General features: G+C 49.0%; 13 protein-coding genes. 8 read left to right on the top strand and 5 right to left on the bottom strand.

Going from position 1 to position 16473, the window contains the following annotated elements:
• Positions 1-30 precede the first annotated feature (30 nt).
• The 4 genes from cobT to HW560_RS31060 all read left to right on the top strand — a co-directional run bounded on the left by cobT (position 31) and on the right by HW560_RS31060 (position 4219).
• Positions 31-1161, top strand: coding sequence for a nicotinate-nucleotide--dimethylbenzimidazole phosphoribosyltransferase (cobT, locus tag HW560_RS31075; protein WP_179265480.1), 1131 nt, complete (start codon positions 31-33; stop codon positions 1159-1161).
• Positions 1158-1718 carry a bifunctional adenosylcobinamide kinase/adenosylcobinamide-phosphate guanylyltransferase gene (gene cobU, locus HW560_RS31070; RefSeq protein WP_090894523.1) on the top strand — a complete coding sequence of 187 codons (561 nt, stop codon included), beginning with the start codon at positions 1158-1160 and terminating at the stop codon, positions 1716-1718. Before cobT ends, cobU begins: the two co-directional genes overlap by 4 nt.
• Complete coding sequence (cobS, locus tag HW560_RS31065) at positions 1715-2605, top strand: adenosylcobinamide-GDP ribazoletransferase (RefSeq protein ID WP_179265479.1); 891 nt, start codon at positions 1715-1717, stop codon at positions 2603-2605. The genes cobU and cobS overlap by 4 nt, the downstream gene beginning before the upstream one ends.
• A 72-nt stretch (positions 2606-2677) precedes the next feature.
• The gene (locus tag HW560_RS31060) at positions 2678-4219 is read left to right on the top strand and encodes a cobyric acid synthase (RefSeq protein ID WP_090901950.1); all 1542 of its coding nucleotides are present in this window, start codon (positions 2678-2680) and stop codon (positions 4217-4219) included.
• Positions 4220-4440: 221 nt separating this feature from the next.
• Here HW560_RS31060 and HW560_RS31055 read toward each other — a convergent pair whose 3' ends face one another.
• Positions 4441-6141, bottom strand: a complete 1701-nt coding sequence (locus tag HW560_RS31055) for a methyl-accepting chemotaxis protein (protein ID WP_090894527.1) — start codon at positions 6139-6141, stop codon at positions 4441-4443.
• 334 nt (positions 6142-6475) lie between these two features.
• On the opposite strand from HW560_RS31055, the gene HW560_RS31050 reads away from it, so the two are divergent.
• Together HW560_RS31050 and HW560_RS31045 are read left to right on the top strand one after the other, a co-directional pair.
• Complete coding sequence (locus tag HW560_RS31050) at positions 6476-7873, top strand: L-cystine transporter (RefSeq protein WP_090894530.1); 1398 nt, start codon at positions 6476-6478, stop codon at positions 7871-7873.
• 260 nt (positions 7874-8133) lie between these two features.
• Entirely contained in the window at positions 8134-8817 is a 684-nt protein-coding gene (locus HW560_RS31045) for a queuosine precursor transporter (RefSeq protein WP_090894533.1), read from the top strand.
• 150 nt (positions 8818-8967) lie between these two features.
• Here the strand turns inward: HW560_RS31045 and HW560_RS31040 are convergent, their stop codons facing one another.
• Entirely contained in the window at positions 8968-10056 is a 1089-nt protein-coding gene (locus tag HW560_RS31040) for a M24 family metallopeptidase (RefSeq protein WP_179265478.1), read from the bottom strand.
• A 505-nt stretch (positions 10057-10561) separates the two neighbouring features.
• Between HW560_RS31040 and HW560_RS31035 the strand changes: the two genes are divergently transcribed.
• Positions 10562-11770 (top strand): PQQ-dependent sugar dehydrogenase, encoded by a 1209-nt coding sequence (locus HW560_RS31035; protein ID WP_179265477.1) that lies wholly within the window; start codon positions 10562-10564, stop codon positions 11768-11770.
• A gap of 102 nt (positions 11771-11872) precedes the next feature.
• Here the strand turns inward: HW560_RS31035 and HW560_RS31030 are convergent, their stop codons facing one another.
• On the bottom strand, positions 11873-12604 hold the full coding sequence (locus HW560_RS31030; RefSeq protein WP_090894541.1) for an MBL fold metallo-hydrolase: 732 nt from the start codon (positions 12602-12604) through the stop codon (positions 11873-11875).
• 78 nt (positions 12605-12682) lie between these two features.
• Positions 12683-13228, bottom strand: a complete 546-nt coding sequence (locus tag HW560_RS31025; protein ID WP_179265476.1) for a hypothetical protein — start codon at positions 13226-13228, stop codon at positions 12683-12685.
• A gap of 128 nt (positions 13229-13356) precedes the next feature.
• On the opposite strand from HW560_RS31025, the gene HW560_RS31020 reads away from it, so the two are divergent.
• Positions 13357-14220 (top strand): SDR family oxidoreductase, encoded by an 864-nt coding sequence (locus tag HW560_RS31020; protein WP_179265475.1) that lies wholly within the window; start codon positions 13357-13359, stop codon positions 14218-14220.
• Positions 14221-14340: 120 nt separating this feature from the next.
• Here the strand turns inward: HW560_RS31020 and thrS are convergent, their stop codons facing one another.
• Positions 14341-16317: a threonine--tRNA ligase gene (gene thrS / locus HW560_RS31015; RefSeq protein WP_257031543.1), complete on the bottom strand. Its 1977-nt coding sequence runs from the start codon at positions 16315-16317 to the stop codon at positions 14341-14343.
• Positions 16318-16473: the final 156 nt, after the last annotated feature.

Genomic DNA, 16473 nt, shown 5'->3' with positions numbered 1-16473 from the left:
CCATATTTTGATAAAGGAAGTGCTGGCTGCATGAATAATGAACAGGTGTTGGAACAGTTAATGGGTCGGATCGTGGGTCCACATGAGGCAGTTGCAGCTGAGGCCTCCGCACATGTGGATGCATTGACCAAGCCACCCGGCAGTCTGGGCAAGCTTGAACAGCTGGTTATTCGTCTGGCGGGGATCACCGGTGAGACTCGGCCTTGCTTTGATCGAAGAGCTGTTATCGTTATGGCTGCGGATCATGGGGTGGTTGAAGAAGGGATTAGTGCTTTTCCTGCTGAGGTAACGCCGCAGATGGTCCTGAATTTCCTAACAGGGGGAGCGGCTGTCAATGTGCTTGCACGCCACGCTGGAGCTCATGTGATCTGTGTGGATATCGGCGTGAATGCCGATCTGGATCATCCGGACCTGGTCTCCCGCAAAGTCCGCAAAGGAACAGCCAACATGGCGAAGGGTGCTGCAATGACCCGGGATGAAGCTATTCAGGCCATTCTTGCAGGAGCTGAAGTGGTTTCCACCGAGGTAGCGAAGGGAACGCAGTTGTTTGTGACCGGAGAGATGGGGATCGGCAATACAACCGCTAGCGCAGCGGTGATGTGTGCATTAACCGGAACAGCACCTGCTTCAGCGGTTGGTCGGGGAACAGGTGTGGATGATGCCGGATTGCAGCGCAAAGCCGCAGTGGTCAGCCAAGCCCTCAGCGTAAATGCTCCGGATGCAGACGATGCACTCGATGTACTGTGCAAAGTGGGCGGACTGGAGATTGCCGGACTGACAGGCGTGATTCTCGCTGCTGCTGCAAACGGATGCCCTGTGGTCGTGGATGGATTTATCTCCAGTGCCGCCGCGTTGATTGCGAGTCAGCTTGCTCCGCTCAGTACAGAATACATGATTGCTTCCCACACATCGCATGAAAGCGGACATGCAGCGTTGCTGCGTGAGCTGGGTCTGAAGCCTATGCTCGATCTGGACATGCGACTGGGTGAAGGCACCGGAGGCGTGCTCAGTCTTCATCTAATTGATGCGTCATGTCGCATTCTGAATGAGATGGCGACATTTGCAAGTGCGGGCGTATCTGGTGGTACGACGGAGACTCTACCTACCGAGAATCCATCAGAATCTGTTGATTCATCGGTTCAAGGAGAGGTATCCCCATGAGTGTACTTGTGACGGGCGGGGCGCGAAGTGGCAAAAGTTCGTTTGCCGAGCGTCTCTGTATGCAGCGATCCTCTGAGGCTTGGTATGTCGCTACGGCGCAGGCTTATGATGACGAGATGCGCGAGCGGATACGTCTGCATCAGAGCCAGCGGGATGAAGCAGGATATCTGTGGCATACGGTGGAAGAACCGCTGGCACTGCCTGAATTAATTACACGAATGGGAGAGTCCTATACAGGTACGTCTGCACCGACCGTTCTGGTGGATTGTCTGACACTGTGGCTCAGCAATGTGCTGTTAGCGCATGAACATGAGCCGGTACAGGTGCTGTACGATCATATGGACGCACTGGTAGCGGCCATCCAGTCGTACCCGGGTCTGCTCGTGCTTGTCACCAATGAAGTAGGGGACGGTATTGTGCCGGAGTATGCGCTGGGCAGAAGATATCGGGATTTGGCGGGTATTCTCAATCAGCGGGTTGCTGCGATTTGCCGCGAAGTGTTTCTGGTGACAGTGGGTATTGCGATTGAGCTGAAAAGCAGGGAGTATCGTTTATGAGTAAAGGCGATCTTGAACAAAAACATGCGGCTGCGGCCGCTTTTCAATTTCTGTCCCGTTTCCCGGTAAAAATGCAGCTTGATTTCGTCCCGCCATTATTGCGGGAGAGTGTGGTGTATTACCCGCTGGTTGGTGCGGTCATCGGATTATGCGTCTGGCTGGGTGGAGCCCTGACGGGTGCACTGCTTCCATCGTTTCCGGCAGCGGTGTTAACCTTGACGTTATGGGTATGGCTAACCGGAGGCCTTCATCTGGATGGCTGGATGGATACGGCAGATGGGCTGCTTAGTTATCGATCCCGTGAGCGAATGCTGGAGATTATGAAAGATAGCCGTGTGGGAGCCATGGGCGTGATCGCCTGTGTCCTGCTGCTGATGATGAAAGCGTCATTAATTGCTGACTTTATCGCACGTGGCAATTGGGACTATGGAGCTTTGCTCATCCTGCCGATGATCTGGAGCCGATGGTTCATGGTGTATGCCATGGCGGCCTTGCCGAATGCACGCAAGGACGACGGACTCGCTGTCCTGTTCAAGGGTTTGGGTGAACGAAAGGAAGTCCAGCGTGCACGCAGCTCTGCGGTAGGACTAACCTTTCTGGCAGGTGTGATCACATGGGCAGTGGTATGGATCTTCCAGCCGGATACAGCCATGTTCCAGGTACTGGCAATGGAGAATGGACTAGGGACGTTACCATGGTGGCTATATCCTGTTGCAGCGATCATTGTGGTGCCACTGGCTGGTTATGTGATTGGCAAATTCGTTGCCGGGCGTATCAGTGAAAGGCTGGGTGGACTTACAGGGGACACGTATGGAGCCATGAATGAATTGCTTGAGGCCGCACTGCTAACGGTACTTAGTTTGTTGCAGGGATTCTTTTTGATATAACGCGGAGAGCGGGGGTGAGGGAACGTGGAAGATACTGCTGCACAAACGTCTGAACAAAAGGCGGCCGTATTAATGCTGCAAGGGACAGCATCGGATGTGGGAAAAAGCGTGATTACAACGGCCTTATGCCGAATATTCAAGCATGATGGCTTCAGGCCGGCTCCGTTCAAATCACAGAACATGGCGCTGAATTCTTACGTCACAGAAGACGGCAAGGAAATCGGAAGAGCCCAGGGGGCGCAAGCCGAGGCATGCGGCATTGAAGCAACAACGGATATGAATCCGATCCTGATCAAGCCGGTTCGGGATATGCATTCCCAGATTGTCGTGCACGGTGTGCCTCTTACACAGATGAGTGCATGGGACTACCGGCAGCATTTCCTGCCTGAAGCCAAACAAACGGTCATGGATGCACTGAATCGGTTGCGCGCGACGTATGATATCGTGCTGATGGAAGGTGCGGGAAGTCCTGCAGAGATTAATTTGAAGGATCGGGATATCGTTAATATGAATCTGGCGGGCTGGGCGGATGCTCCGGTTATTCTGATCTCGGATATTGATCGTGGCGGCGTCTTTGCCTCCATTGTAGGTACACTGGAGCTGCTGGAGCCGCATGAGGTTCAGCGTGTAAAAGGATTCATCATCAACAAGTTTCGTGGAGATCTTTCCTTGCTGCAGCCTGGGTTGGACTGGCTTGAAGAACGGACAGGCATACCTGTATTGGGCGTATTGCCTTACATAAGTGATATTCAGATTGAAGCGGAAGACTCCGTGGTGCTGGACTCCATGCGACATGGCAAATCCGGTCAGCAGGAGCTGGACCTTGCGGTAATTCGCTATCCGCGTATTTCCAACTTTACAGACTTTGATGCTCTTTCCCGAGAACCGGATGTGAGTGTGCGATACGTGACTTCTCCTGATGAACTGGGACATCCTGACGCCATTCTGCTTCCGGGTACGAAGGACACGATTGGAGATCTGGCTTTTCTGCGTGCGTCAGGACTGGAGCAAGCGATTGCCAGCCAGACGGAGCGTGAACATGTTCAGCTTGTAGGGATATGTGGTGGATATCAGATGCTCGGTCAGCATCTCAAAGATCCATTTGCGGTAGAAGCGAATCAGATACAGGAAGCCCATGGATTGGGATGGCTGCCCCTATCGACAACCTTTCTGCAGAACAAACAAACGGTAAGAGCCTCCGGGCATGTACACGGTCTTCATCCAATTCGTTTGCCCAAGGAAAGCGATGCAGCAAGCTCGTTGCCGATTAATGGATACGAGATTCATATGGGTGTTACCGAGTGTCTTGAGCCTGAACGTGTAACGGCCTTGTTCGAAATCGCCCATCCGGGAGGTCAATCCTTCAATGAAGGCTGGGGCACAATTGACGGCAAAGTGTGGGGAACATACCTGCATGGTTTGTTTGAAAGTGATCAGTTCCGGCGTTCATGGCTCAATGGTCTGCGTGAAGGAAAAGGGCTTTCTCCATTGCTGGAGACGTACAGCGCACGTGAACGCAAGGAAATGGAGTTCGACCGTGTAGCTGAATCATTACGTTCTTCATTGGATATGCAGCGTGTATACGAGATTATAGGCGTTCAGGCGCCTGAATAAAAAAACTGCTCGGGGTAACAGCGATCGAAAGGTTGTTCTGTCATCGGAGTGGCGCGTGTAAATATACATTAGTTCAATTTATATAATATGCAGTCCAAAAGAATACCCCCATGCGTGGCAACGTTCCCTGAAATCTGGAACGATGCTGAGCATGGGGGTATTTGAGTAGCTAATGTTAAGTTTGATTCGAAAATGGAAATAATGGGTTAAAGGTATTCCGATTAGTTTATTTTGAAGTTCTTCATGGCGGATTGCAGTTCTACCGCTTGTTCATGCAGATGACGTACGGTGCTGGAATGGGAATCCATCTCATTCAGTTGGAGATCCGCTGTAGAAGCAATCTCCTGCATGCTTTGACGGGACTTGGACGTGATCTGAGCCGTTTCTTCCACGGAAGCACTGACTTGTTCAGCTCCAGCAGATACTTGCTGGGTAGAGGCCGATACCGTCTGAATGGTCAGATTAACGTTCTGAATTAATTCGTTAAGCTGCTGGAACGCGGAGCCTGCCTGTTGAACCACATGAGTACCTGATCCAATCTCTTGGGTTACACGATTCATGGCATCAACGGAACGTTCAGCATCTTCGCGGATGGTACCCAGGTAATCGGAGATTTCCTCTGTAGCTGTCTTGGATTGCTCCGCCAGTTTGCGTACTTCTCCGGCCACAACGGCGAATCCGCGTCCATGTTCTCCCGCACGAGCTGCTTCAATGGAAGCGTTGAGGGACAGCATGTTAATCTGTTTCGTGATTTCAAAAATGGATTGAACGATGGTCCCTATAGCGATCGAGCGCTCGTTCATTGTTTCGACGTAACGCAGAGATTCGCTTGCGGTCTGGCCAACACGTTCCATTTGCTGAATGGCATCCTGTGCCAGTCGGTTACCGTTAACAGCTTCGTTCGCAGCATCTCCGATCTGCTCCGATACTTCGGCAGAAGAGGAAGCAATATGCATAATGCCTTGTGTGATTTCTTCCATGGCTCTTGCATTTTCGGCTGCGCTGGAAGCGATGCTTACGCTGCCTTTCTCGGCACTTTCCGCAGAACGACTGGAGTCTTTCACCATACCGGACATGGATTCTACCCGTTTGAGCAAATCATTGGAGCCTTCTACAACTTCATTGGATGTAGAGAGGGCGCGGCTAATCATTTCTTTCAGATTATGAGTCATCGTCTGGAAGCTTGAAGCGAGCTGTGCAATTTCATCCTTACCTTTAATCTGAAGTTCAGCAGTCAAATCTCCTTGTGATATCTGTTTGCTATGTTGAACGAGCTTGATGATCGGTTTGGTTACACGTTTGATCATGCTAGTCGAGATGAGCCATCCGAGCACAAAGACCAATGCTGTGATACCGAGGCACAACCAGAAGATCTGTGCAATCTTGTCCTGAATGAATTGGGCATCCATGCTAACAGCCATGATCATGTTACTTCCTGCGATCGGTATAAAGGCTGCTTTATGTACACCGAAGGAATCGGCATAAACCTGGCTGATTTCCATTTCTTTTTTCTCAGTGGCCTCATTCATTGCTGTTTCTACTTTAATTTCATCTCCGGCTTTCATGCCCGAGGAGGTATTCGCGATGACAACGACAGCTTTACCATCCTGAATGGACACAACGTAGGCTCCGTCCAAATTATGCTCTTTGGCTTTGCCAGCCAGATAGGATTCCACAGTCAGTGCAGCACCCTCAGATCCGGCTCCGCCACTCTGTACTTGCAAAATTTTAGAAGCGGATGTGTTCTTGTATATATCCTGAATGGACGTGCTCAGGACCTTGTCGAACTGTGGAAGCACGTAGCTCTGCATAATATTCATGGAGACAGCATAGAAACTGATACTAAACAACAAGGAAGCAACCAGCAGTACGAGGAACAGCGTGCCTCTGATTTTACCGGCAACGGTGCGATTTCGAAACATAGAATCATCCTTTCACGTCATGTTCATTAACATTATCGCTTTTCCGTTATCGTAAGACTAAATACCAACGAAGAAAGGCCTAATTTTCACGTTGAGAAAACTTGGGAATAAGCGGATATACCTATATTACAAAATTAACCGGAGGTTGAATACAATAATTTTCACGATTCAGTGTATTTTTTTCAGAAATAGATGAATTTGTTACACGCATATTACATAATATCAATTAATACCTACCAGAATAGTTTGTTATGTGATATATTGTTGGATATCGCTTTTGAGCGAGTAGAAAACCGGGATATCCGGTTACTCACACTGAGGAGGATTTATACAGATGAATACCTTTTTAATCATTTTGAACGTCGTGGTTATGCTCGCTCTTCTGGGTGTCCTGTTCTGGATGCAGAAGAAACATGTTTCTTTTACCAAGCGTGTGTTTGCGGGTTTGGGCATTGGGGTCGTATACGGCGTCATTCTGCAATTGATCTACACATCTGATTCTGACATCATTACCAAGTCGGTCGATTGGTTTAATCTGGCCGGTTCAGGATATGTTCGTTTGTTACAAATGGTCGTGATTCCATTGATCATGGTTTCCATCATTTCGGCTATCATGAATCTGAAAGGCAAGCAAAATCTCGGTAAAATGAGCCTTTCGATTATCGCAATCCTGCTCATCACGACAGCGATTGCCGCAAGTGTAAGTATTGTGACGAGCTTGAGCTTCAATCTGACTTCCATTGAGATCGAAGGTGGAGACCGAGAGCTTGCACAAGGCCAGAAGATGGAAGAACGTCTCGTTGATGTGAAGGATCAGACGATTCCACAGCAAGTACTGGAGTTCATTCCGTCGAATCCATTCGCGGACATGACCGGAGAACGTCGTACATCCACGCTGGCTGTTGTTATTTTCTCGGCCTTTATTGGTGTGGCAGTGCTCGGATTGGATCGCAAAAAACCACAGCAGGCGGAAACATTCCGCGGCATGGTCAATGCGGTATATGCGGTGGTTATGCGGATTGTAACGCTGGTGCTGAGGCTGACCCCTTACGGGATTTTGGCGCTGATTACGAAAGTAACCGCCACAACGAACCCGGATGAGATTCTGAAGCTGATCAAATTCGTCATTGCTTCCTACGTGGCGTTGATCGTTATGTTCATCATCCACCTGATTATTATTTCACTGTTTGGCTTCAATCCAATTACGTATGTGAAAAAGGTTCTGCCAACACTGATCTTTGCTTTTACTTCCCGTTCAAGTGCGGCAGCGATTCCGCTTAACGTGGAGACACAAACGAAGAGATTGGGTGTTTCGGACGGGATTGCGAACTTGTCGGCAAGCTTTGGTGCTACGATTGGTCAAAACGGCTGCGCCGGGATCTATCCGGCCATGCTGGCGGTCATGATTGCTCCTACGGTCGGGATTGACCCGATGAGCTGGGATTTCATTATTACTCTGATCCTGGTAGTCGTGATCAGTTCATTCGGCGTAGCCGGTGTAGGCGGCGGGGCAACCTTCGCTTCTCTGATCGTGTTGTCCACGATGAACCTGCCGGTAGCCTTGGCAGGCTTGCTGATCTCGGTTGAACCGCTCATCGACATGGGCCGTACGGCGCTGAACGTGAACGATTCGATGACCGCAGGTCTCGTATCCAGCAAAATTTTGAAAGAAAACGATCAGGATACATTCAATGATCAAAGCCGTGATCTGGATTCCGCCGTTCAGGTGTAATTCAGATTCATAATAGGCGGATGGCAGATACAGCCACAAGCCATACAAGAGCAGCCGTTCTTCGGGTTAATCCGGAGGGCGGCTTTTTGCTTTTTAGCATCCTTAGGGCATACCGTAAATATCACTTGAAGCCAGTTGGAGTTATTTAGTGCTGTTCAACTTGGGGGAAATGTGATAGAGTATTCATGTTTTGGCCCAGAGCCAAACCGCGGTTCGTAACCATCCCGCGTAATCAAAACTAGGAAGGCAGTGTATTTATATTGTTTAATTTAGGATGGGGAGCGCTTTTTGTTCTCGTAACGTATGGCTTTTTTCTTTTATGTTACCGCTTGTTCGGTAAAAAGGGTCTTTATGCCTGGATCGGTGTGGCAACAGTTATTGCCAATATACAGGTGACCAAAACGATAGATATTATGGGTATCGTTCTAACGCTGGGCAATACGATGTATGTTAGCATGTACCTGACGAGTGATCTGCTCAATGAGAAGTATGGACCGGGTGAGGCACGTAAAGCCGTATGGTTCGGGTTCTTCACATTGATCATGACGACAGTGCTGATGCAGATGGTATTGTTCTTTGAACCGGCGTCGACGGACTTTGCACAGGATTCGATGGTGAAGCTGTTTGGTTTGCTGCCACGTCTGGCACTCGGAAGTCTGACAGCCTATTTCATTAGCCAGTTTCTGGACGTACGACTGTACACTTGGCTGCGCAAGGTGGCGCCAGGGCGCAATCAGTTGTGGATACGTACCAACGGCAGCTCGATCATCAGTTCGTTTGCGGATACGCTGGTATTCTGCACGATTGCGTTTGCCTTCATCTATCCATGGAACGTCTGGCTTGAAATTTTCTTGACGACGTACGTCATCAAATTTGTATTGACCGCGGTAGGAACGCCGTTTCTATATGCTGCACGCAGCTTTAAATTCAAGGACGAAGCCTAGATTCTCTGTTATGCAGACGGCAAAATCTGAAGAACAAAAGAAAAATGTCCCGCAAAGCCATGCATTCATGGTTTCGCGGGACATTTTTGTTATGGCATCATATTTTCTTTAGGAGGAGCTGGCTGGGTAGTATGGTGATCCCAAAAAGGATTAGTCCGTCAGAATTTGCAGCTCTTTCGGATAGGACGTCAGCACCTCAACGCCAGTTTCTGTCACAAGTACATCATCCTCGATACGCACACCGCCTGCGCCAGTATAGATGCCAGGCTCAATCGTAAATACTGTACCTTCTTCCAGAATGTCCATGTTCTGCCCGTGCAGGGAAGGATACTCATGCACGTCAATGCCCATTCCATGTCCAACTCTGTGCAAGAAGCGTTCGCCGTATCCGGCTTCTTCCGTAACCTGGCGTGCTGCACGGTCAATATCCGCACAGGTGACGCCTGGCTTAACTGCACGAATGGCAGCTTCGTTTGCTGCGAGCACGGTGTTATAGATGGTTTTAAGTTCAGGTGAAATGTCACCAAAGGCAAATGTACGCGTAATATCTGATGCATACCCACCAGCGTAGACACCCATATCAAACATCAACAGATCACCATGCTGCAATTTGCGTTCACCTGGTGTGCCGTGCGGCAAGCCTGTTTTGGGTCCAGTGAGCACCATCGTATCGAAGGAAGGGCCGTCTGCACCCAGTTTTTTCATCTGGTATTCCATTTCGGCAACCAGTTCAATTTCGGATACGCCCGTACGAACGTGGGACAGTCCTTGGCGAAGCGTCTCCTCGATCAGATGAATGGCGTGGCGAATGCGAGCGACTTCATCCGGTGTCTTTTTCACACGCAAGGTGCGAAGCAGAGGACCGACATCTTCAAAGTTGGCAGCACCAAGAGCGGCGGTCAACTGTTCATAACGTGCAACAGTCACGTATTCTTTTTCGAGACCTACGCGGCCCAGACGTCCTTGATAACGCTCAAATAAGGCGTAAGGATTGTCCGTATCGGAATGTGTGGCAATGTTGGATACCGAAGAAGCGGCAGCGGCAGCTTCCTCGTCGAGTGCAGGCACGATCAACAGCGGATCTTCGCCGCGTGCAAGGACAAGCCCGAGGAAACGCTCATGCGGATTACTCGCAAAACCTGTTAAATAGTAAATATGTTTCGGATCTGTAATCAGCATGGCGTCTAATCCTTTTGTAGACAGACCCGCTTCCAGCCGGGATAAAGGAGTTTGATTCATGAGTGTAGTTTTCCACCTTTCATTCGTTCTACATAAATTGAACTAAATAATATTTACACTTGCCACTCCGATGACAGAACAACCTTCCGATCGCTGTTATCCCCAGATTTTTTTGGATTATCTTTTTCAAGGGGTAAAATCCGGGGATAGCGTATGCTTCCGATGCAGCTTTCTTTCAGACAGCTTTTAGGCGAACACTTCGCTTCTTCAGGTTATTTCTGTCCTCTCCGTTCTCGTGTAAATATTTAGTTCAATTTATATATCTTCTTTCTATTATAGAAGAATGTCGGGGAAATCCAAATGGGAAGCAGCATGATGACCGAAAATTAGCGTTAACTACCCGTTTAAGCGGCAGGTGGGGAGGGTAATACAGGGCGAAACCGCGTAGGTTTGCTAATTTGCTTGCTTACTTGCTTAACTTACTTATTTACTTACTTTAGAAATGGACGGTCCTTGAAGCCAGGATTACACGATATAACAAACACATTAGAAGGGAGACGTACTCATGAATAATCGACTAAGCGTTCCGTTATATGCTTCGTTACTCAGTTTGGCGTTGCTAACGGCCTGTGCTTCGGGTGACCCGGCGACAGAAGCGCAGCAGACATCACAAGGACAGGGTACAGGTCAGGGCCAGACAGCGGAAGGTGGTAATAACGGTGCGAGTGGTGGGGAAGAGGAAACAGATGAGAATGCTGTAATTCCTTACGAAGCCTCCGTGCTAGTCGAAGGACTCAATGTACCTTGGGAGTTGGTAAGCGTGCCTGATGGACGGATGTTTGTAACAGAGCGACCGGGTACCATTCGGGTCATCGAAAGCGGAGAGTTGGCATCTGAACCTCTGATTGAATTTGCTGCTCCGTTTAATGAAGAGGGGGAAGGCGGCCTGCTTGGACTTGCTGCTGATCCGGATTTTAATGATAACGGCTATATGTATGCATACCATTCCTATCTGGAAGGTGATGGTGACATTGCCAATCGGGTGTTGCGCTTGAAGGTGAGTGATGGGAAGGCGACCATAGACAAGGAGCTGCTCAGTGACATTCCTGGTGGGGTGAATCACAATGGAGGACGGATCAAGATTGGCCCGGACAATCTGCTCTATATTACGACAGGTGAACGCTATGAACCGGAGCTGGCCCAGAACGAAGATAGCTTGGGTGGCAAAATATTGCGGATTGGTCTCGACGGATCGATCCCAGAAGATAACCCTTGGCCTAATTCACCTGTGTACAGTATAGGGCATCGGAACGCACAGGGCCTGGCTTGGAACCCGGACAATGGCTATCTGTATGCCACAGAGCATGGTCAGCGTAATTTTGATGAAATAAACCGGATTGAAGCTGGTGAGAATTATGGCTGGCCTGAGGTGGAGGGAGACGATGATGACAACGGCACATATCAGGCTCCGCTTGCCCATAGTGGAGATGAAACATGGGCACCATCAGGTGTAGCCTTTATTGAGGAAGGTCCGTGGGCCGGATCACTGCTTGCTGCCAATCTGCGGGGTGAACAACTGCTCAAAATTACTCTTTCCGAAGACGGTACACAAGTAACGCAGGTGGAGCCGATTTTTAAGAACGAGTGGGGACGTATTCGTAATGTGACTGCCGGAGAAGACGGGAAGTTATATGTGCTGACGAACAACGGGGATGGCAGGGGATCTCCGCGTGATGGAGATGACCAATTAATCGTTCTGACGCCGAAACTGTAACATTTACAATAGAAAAGGGGTTGTCCCGCCATGTTCATGACGTATGGGACAGCCCCTTCGCTTCAATATTTACGTAAATATAGCTTAGGTTGCAGATACCAATTAGTCCGCGCTTTCCGCGAGTTCAGCAATGCGCTTACTGGGCTCATCGGTAAACTCACCACCATGGTAACAAAGCACCTTCTCCAGCTTCAGGCCAAGCAATCTTTTCAAGCTGCGCAGTGCTTCAGGCATGTCCGGTGTTGCAGGTGGAGAAGGACCTTCCAATTCATCGTCGACCACACGCAATTCATCCGCAGCGAGCAGGAATTGTTGCTCCCGGAAGTACAGGCAGATATGTCCTGGGGTGTGCCCTGGTGTATGAATGACCTGGATGCCGCCTTGTAGGGGCAGCATGTCACCGTCCTCTAACACTTTGGATATTTTGAACTCAGTCCGCTGTGAGATCAATTGTTCCGCCAGCTCCGCTATAGGTTTAGGCAGCAACGCTTTGCGTTCTGGTGTGAACTTGATCATGGGCTCTTTGCCCGTGATATACGGAATTTCATCGCTATGTGCCCAGATTTCTACTTCCGGAACAGCATTCACCAGGGCACTAAGGTTTCCCATGTGGTCTATATCAGAATGTGTTAAAATAATGCGCTTGATATCAGATAGCTGAACGCCTTCATGCTCCAGTGCGGACTGAAGTTCGGCGAATTGGCCAATCATGCCAGTATCCACAAGCGTAATACCATCTTCATCGCGCAACATGACAGGATAGATCGGGTTTTTACCCGCAGGTGTAACAATATGAAGATTTAGAACCGTAATATCCATGGATGGTTTGTTCATATTTATTTCCGGATCGAACCCGGAGCACCTCCTTTATTGTGTAGGACCATTTTGCATGTTGTGGTTATCATGCATTCGTTAATTCTCTGGCTGATTATATTTCAAGTATTTTCTATACTTCTTCACCGTATCCAGAGTGGATTCAAACTCTTGATTTGCATCGTGATGTTCTCTAATGATGGAAGCATAAGAAAAGTTGGAATGAATAAGTTTATTTTTCAGTTGAAACACTTTGGCTATTTCTTCTTCTAATTTCTCTTCTCCCGATTTCAGGGAAAGATGCTGATTTTTCAATTCAGCCTGAAGGATCTCGATATTGGATAATGAACGGTATGCAGGAGTTTTCATCAGCTGGATCGAATTGAATTTTTTTTGATACGTTTGCTGGTATAGTTGATTCAGCAGGTCTTCAATAATCGTGCATAATTCAATCGTCCATGAACTATATTTTCGCTCTTTCCGTTTTTGGGTAAGCTCACCAATCTCTCCATCGTTCCACAGTTTATCTTTTTCATACAGGGATGAGTCTGTCTTTTGCTGGAGTTTGTGAACTTCCTGTTCGATTAGTGCAATCTCAAGTTTTGTTTCTTTTTTCAGTTTCTTGAAGTCTTCTTTGGTTAGCATACGTATCCTCCCTATAAGACCAATATGTGATCTTTCAATTATCTCATATTGCCGTCAGTAGTGCTAAGAAACAAGAAGACGAGAGTTCCAAAATATGAAGAACCTCTGGTTCAGAAGGGAAGTACCTGATGTCCATTCCAACAGCCATTGTTACGGGAGCCAACTCAGGCATGGGTTTGGCAACCACCATTGAACTTGCAAGGCAAGGGTATCACGTGATTATGGCGTGCCGCAGCGAGAAGCGCGGACAGCAGGCACTGGAGGAGGCGCTACGTCAGTCCGGCTCTACTGCGATTGAACTGATGCTGTGTGACCTGGGGTCACTGGAGAGCATTCGCCATTTTGCCCAATTCTTCCGTGAGCGTTACGACACACTTGACGTTCTCGTTAATAATGCGGGTGTCGTCATGTTGAAGCGCCAGGAAACCTCCGACGGTTTCGAACAAGCGATCGGTATTAACCATCTTGGACATTTCCTGCTGACGTTACTCCTGATCGAACCTTTGAAGTCTGCGAAGCAGGGGCGTATTGTAAATGTTTCGTCTGGTGCTTACAAAGCCGGCAAAATCCATTTCGAAGATCCCCATCTGCACAAAGGCTACAATCCAATCAAAAGTTACGCCCAATCCAAGCTGGCTAACGTGTTGTTCACCCGTGTACTGGCCCGTAAATTAGCGGATACCCGAATCACCGTGAATTGTCTTCATCCCGGTGCGGTGGGCACAAGTATTGGCGTAGACCGTAATACCGGTTTTGGCACTCGTATTATGGCTTTGGTGGGCAAGCTGCCGTTTTTCCTTTCACCTGAAGAAGGGGCACAAACGGCCATCTATCTCGCCACAAGCCCTGAAGTCGCCGGGGTAACCGGTCGTTACTACTATCAACAAAAGGACCAGGAGTTGAAAGCCCATGCGCTGGATGTTGCAGCCGCTGAGCGTTTCTGGACATGGAGCGAAGAGCAAGTTGGACTTAGACCCGAGGAAAAATTGTAACTACTGACTGTTCGAAGCGGCAGATGCGGCTTACTTGTTTCCACATAATTAGAGGCAGCCGTTTTCCATATTAACGGGCTGCCTCTAACGTTAAGTTTCAGCCCATTCCTGCTTGAGCGCTCAGGCTTTGGCCTTCACAGCTTGCTGAATCAGCTCCATAAATGATTCAATACGCTGAATGCCTTGATCGCCCTGACCGTATGCACGGACAGAGGCGGATGAGGCATTTTTCTCATTTTCCCCGAGTACGAGCGAGTAAGGCACTTTTTCCATCTGAGCTTCACGGATTTTGTAGCCGAGCTTCTCACTGCGCAAATCTGTTTCTACCCGAATACCGGCAGCCCGCAGCTGGCTCTGAACTTGAAGCGCATAATCTGCGTAATGATCTGACACTGGCAGCAGCTTCACTTGTACGGGCGCGAGCCAGAGCGGGAACGCACCTGCATAATGTTCAGTCAGGATGCCGATGAAACGATCAATTGAACCATAGATGGCACGGTGGATCACGACAGGACGGTGTTTCAGGCTATCCTCGCCAATATAAGTGAGATCGAACTTCTCGGGCATTTGGAAATCAAGCTGAATTGTTCCGCACTGCCAGCTGCGCTTCAGTGCATCGAGAATGTGGAAGTCAATTTTCGGACCGTAAAAGGCACCATCACCCTCGTTAATGCGGTATTTCACACCGCGCCGATCAAGTACATTCTGCAATGCGCTTTCTGCTTGATCCCACAGCTCTTGCGATCCCATGGAATCTTCCGGACGAGTGGACAACTCAATATTGTACTCAAATCCAAAGATGTCGTACATACGTCCGATCAATGAAATCGCCTGATTGATCTCTTCCTCGATCTGCTCCGGCATCACATAGAGATGGGCATCATCCTGACAGAATGTCCGCACCCGCATCATGCCGTTCAGAGCGCCTGAGAATTCATGGCGGTGCACCTGACCGAATTCCATCATACGAATCGGCAGCTCACGATAGGAATGGAGTGTATTTTTGAAAATCAGCATGTGACCCGGGCAGTTCATAGGTTTCAGGGCAAAAGTCGCATCGTCCACTTCCGAGAAATACATATTGTCCTTGTAATGCTCCCAGTGACCCGATTGCTCCCACAGCCGGTTGTTCATCATGAGGGGAGTGCGAACTTCCTGATAGCCTTCCTGTAGCTGCAGTTCACGGGAGAATTGCTCCAGTTCTGTACGGACAGTCATGCCTTTGGGCAGATAGAACGGCATACCGGGTGCTTCTTCCGAGAACATGAACAGTTCAAGCTCTTTGCCCAGTTTGCGGTGATCCCGTTTCTTCGCTTCTTCCAGCATGTGCAGATATTCATCCAATTGGGCTTTGCTCGGGAAAGCAGTGCCGTAGATGCGCTGCAGCATTTTATTATCCGAGTTGCCGCGCCAGTATGCACCAGCCACATTCAGCAGTTTGAATGCTTTGATCCGACCAGTGGAAGGAAGATGTGGGCCGCGACAGAGATCGAAGAACTCTCCTTGTTCATAAATCGAAAGCTCAGCGTCCTCCGGTAAATCCTGAATGAGTTCAAGCTTATACGGGTCCTGAATCTCTCCAAAGATGCGAAGTGCTTCCTCCCGGCTAACTACTCGGCGGCTAATCTTTTCATTTTCTTTTATGATGTTGTTCATTTCTTGCTCAATGGCAGCCAAATCACTGATCGATAGAGCATGCTCCAGATCGACATCGTAATAGAATCCATCTTCAATGACTGGCCCGATGCCCAGCTTCACTTGTTCCGCACCGTAGATGCGTTTGAGAGCCTGCGCGAGTACATGAGCTGTGCTGTGTCGGTAACGATACAGACCTTCCGCGCTGTCCAAAGTAACGATGACGAGTTCGCAATCTTGCTCAAGCAGCCAGTCGAGATCGACATTCTTGCCATTTACGATTCCGCCGATGGCTTGTTTACCCAGACTTGTGCTGATGGATGAGGCGACCGCTCCTACAGTGATGCCTGCGTCGTAAGAACGTACAGCTCCGCCTTGAAGGCGAATTTCAATTGGATGCCCAGGTTGCTGTTGGTCATTCGATTGGTTGCTGGATTGGCTGTTATTATTCGGATTACTCATGTGAACCACTCTCCAATATTCAAATTTGAAGCGCAAAAAACACCCGTCCCGGAAAAGGGACGAGTGCGCTCAGCTCGTGGTTCCACCCTAATTTGGTTATGAATGCTCCTGAACACGACCAGCCGCCGCAAGCAAGAAACATCATAACCCTCATTG

This window comes from Paenibacillus sp. E222, assembly GCF_013401555.1.
Taxonomy (GTDB): domain Bacteria; phylum Bacillota; class Bacilli; order Paenibacillales; family Paenibacillaceae; genus Paenibacillus.
This window is presented reverse-complemented; position numbering and strand designations above follow the sequence as displayed.

Coding starts and splice junctions, on each gene's coding strand:
- cobT (WP_179265480.1), top strand. CDS start 31: ATGAATAATGAACAGGTGTTGGAACAGTTAATGGGTCGGATCGTGGGT.
- cobU (WP_090894523.1), top strand. CDS start 1,158: ATGAGTGTACTTGTGACGGGCGGGGCGCGAAGTGGCAAAAGTTCGTTT.
- cobS (WP_179265479.1), top strand. CDS start 1,715: ATGAGTAAAGGCGATCTTGAACAAAAACATGCGGCTGCGGCCGCTTTT.
- HW560_RS31060 (WP_090901950.1), top strand. CDS start 2,678: ATGCTGCAAGGGACAGCATCGGATGTGGGAAAAAGCGTGATTACAACG.
- HW560_RS31055 (WP_090894527.1), bottom strand. CDS start 6,141: ATGTTTCGAAATCGCACCGTTGCCGGTAAAATCAGAGGCACGCTGTTC.
- HW560_RS31050 (WP_090894530.1), top strand. CDS start 6,476: ATGAATACCTTTTTAATCATTTTGAACGTCGTGGTTATGCTCGCTCTT.
- HW560_RS31040 (WP_179265478.1), bottom strand. CDS start 10,056: ATGAATCAAACTCCTTTATCCCGGCTGGAAGCGGGTCTGTCTACAAAA.
- HW560_RS31035 (WP_179265477.1), top strand. CDS start 10,562: ATGAATAATCGACTAAGCGTTCCGTTATATGCTTCGTTACTCAGTTTG.
- HW560_RS31030 (WP_090894541.1), bottom strand. CDS start 12,604: ATGAACAAACCATCCATGGATATTACGGTTCTAAATCTTCATATTGTT.
- HW560_RS31025 (WP_179265476.1), bottom strand. CDS start 13,228: ATGCTAACCAAAGAAGACTTCAAGAAACTGAAAAAAGAAACAAAACTT.
- HW560_RS31020 (WP_179265475.1), top strand. CDS start 13,357: ATGTCCATTCCAACAGCCATTGTTACGGGAGCCAACTCAGGCATGGGT.
- thrS (WP_257031543.1), bottom strand. CDS start 16,317: ATGAGTAATCCGAATAATAACAGCCAATCCAGCAACCAATCGAATGAC.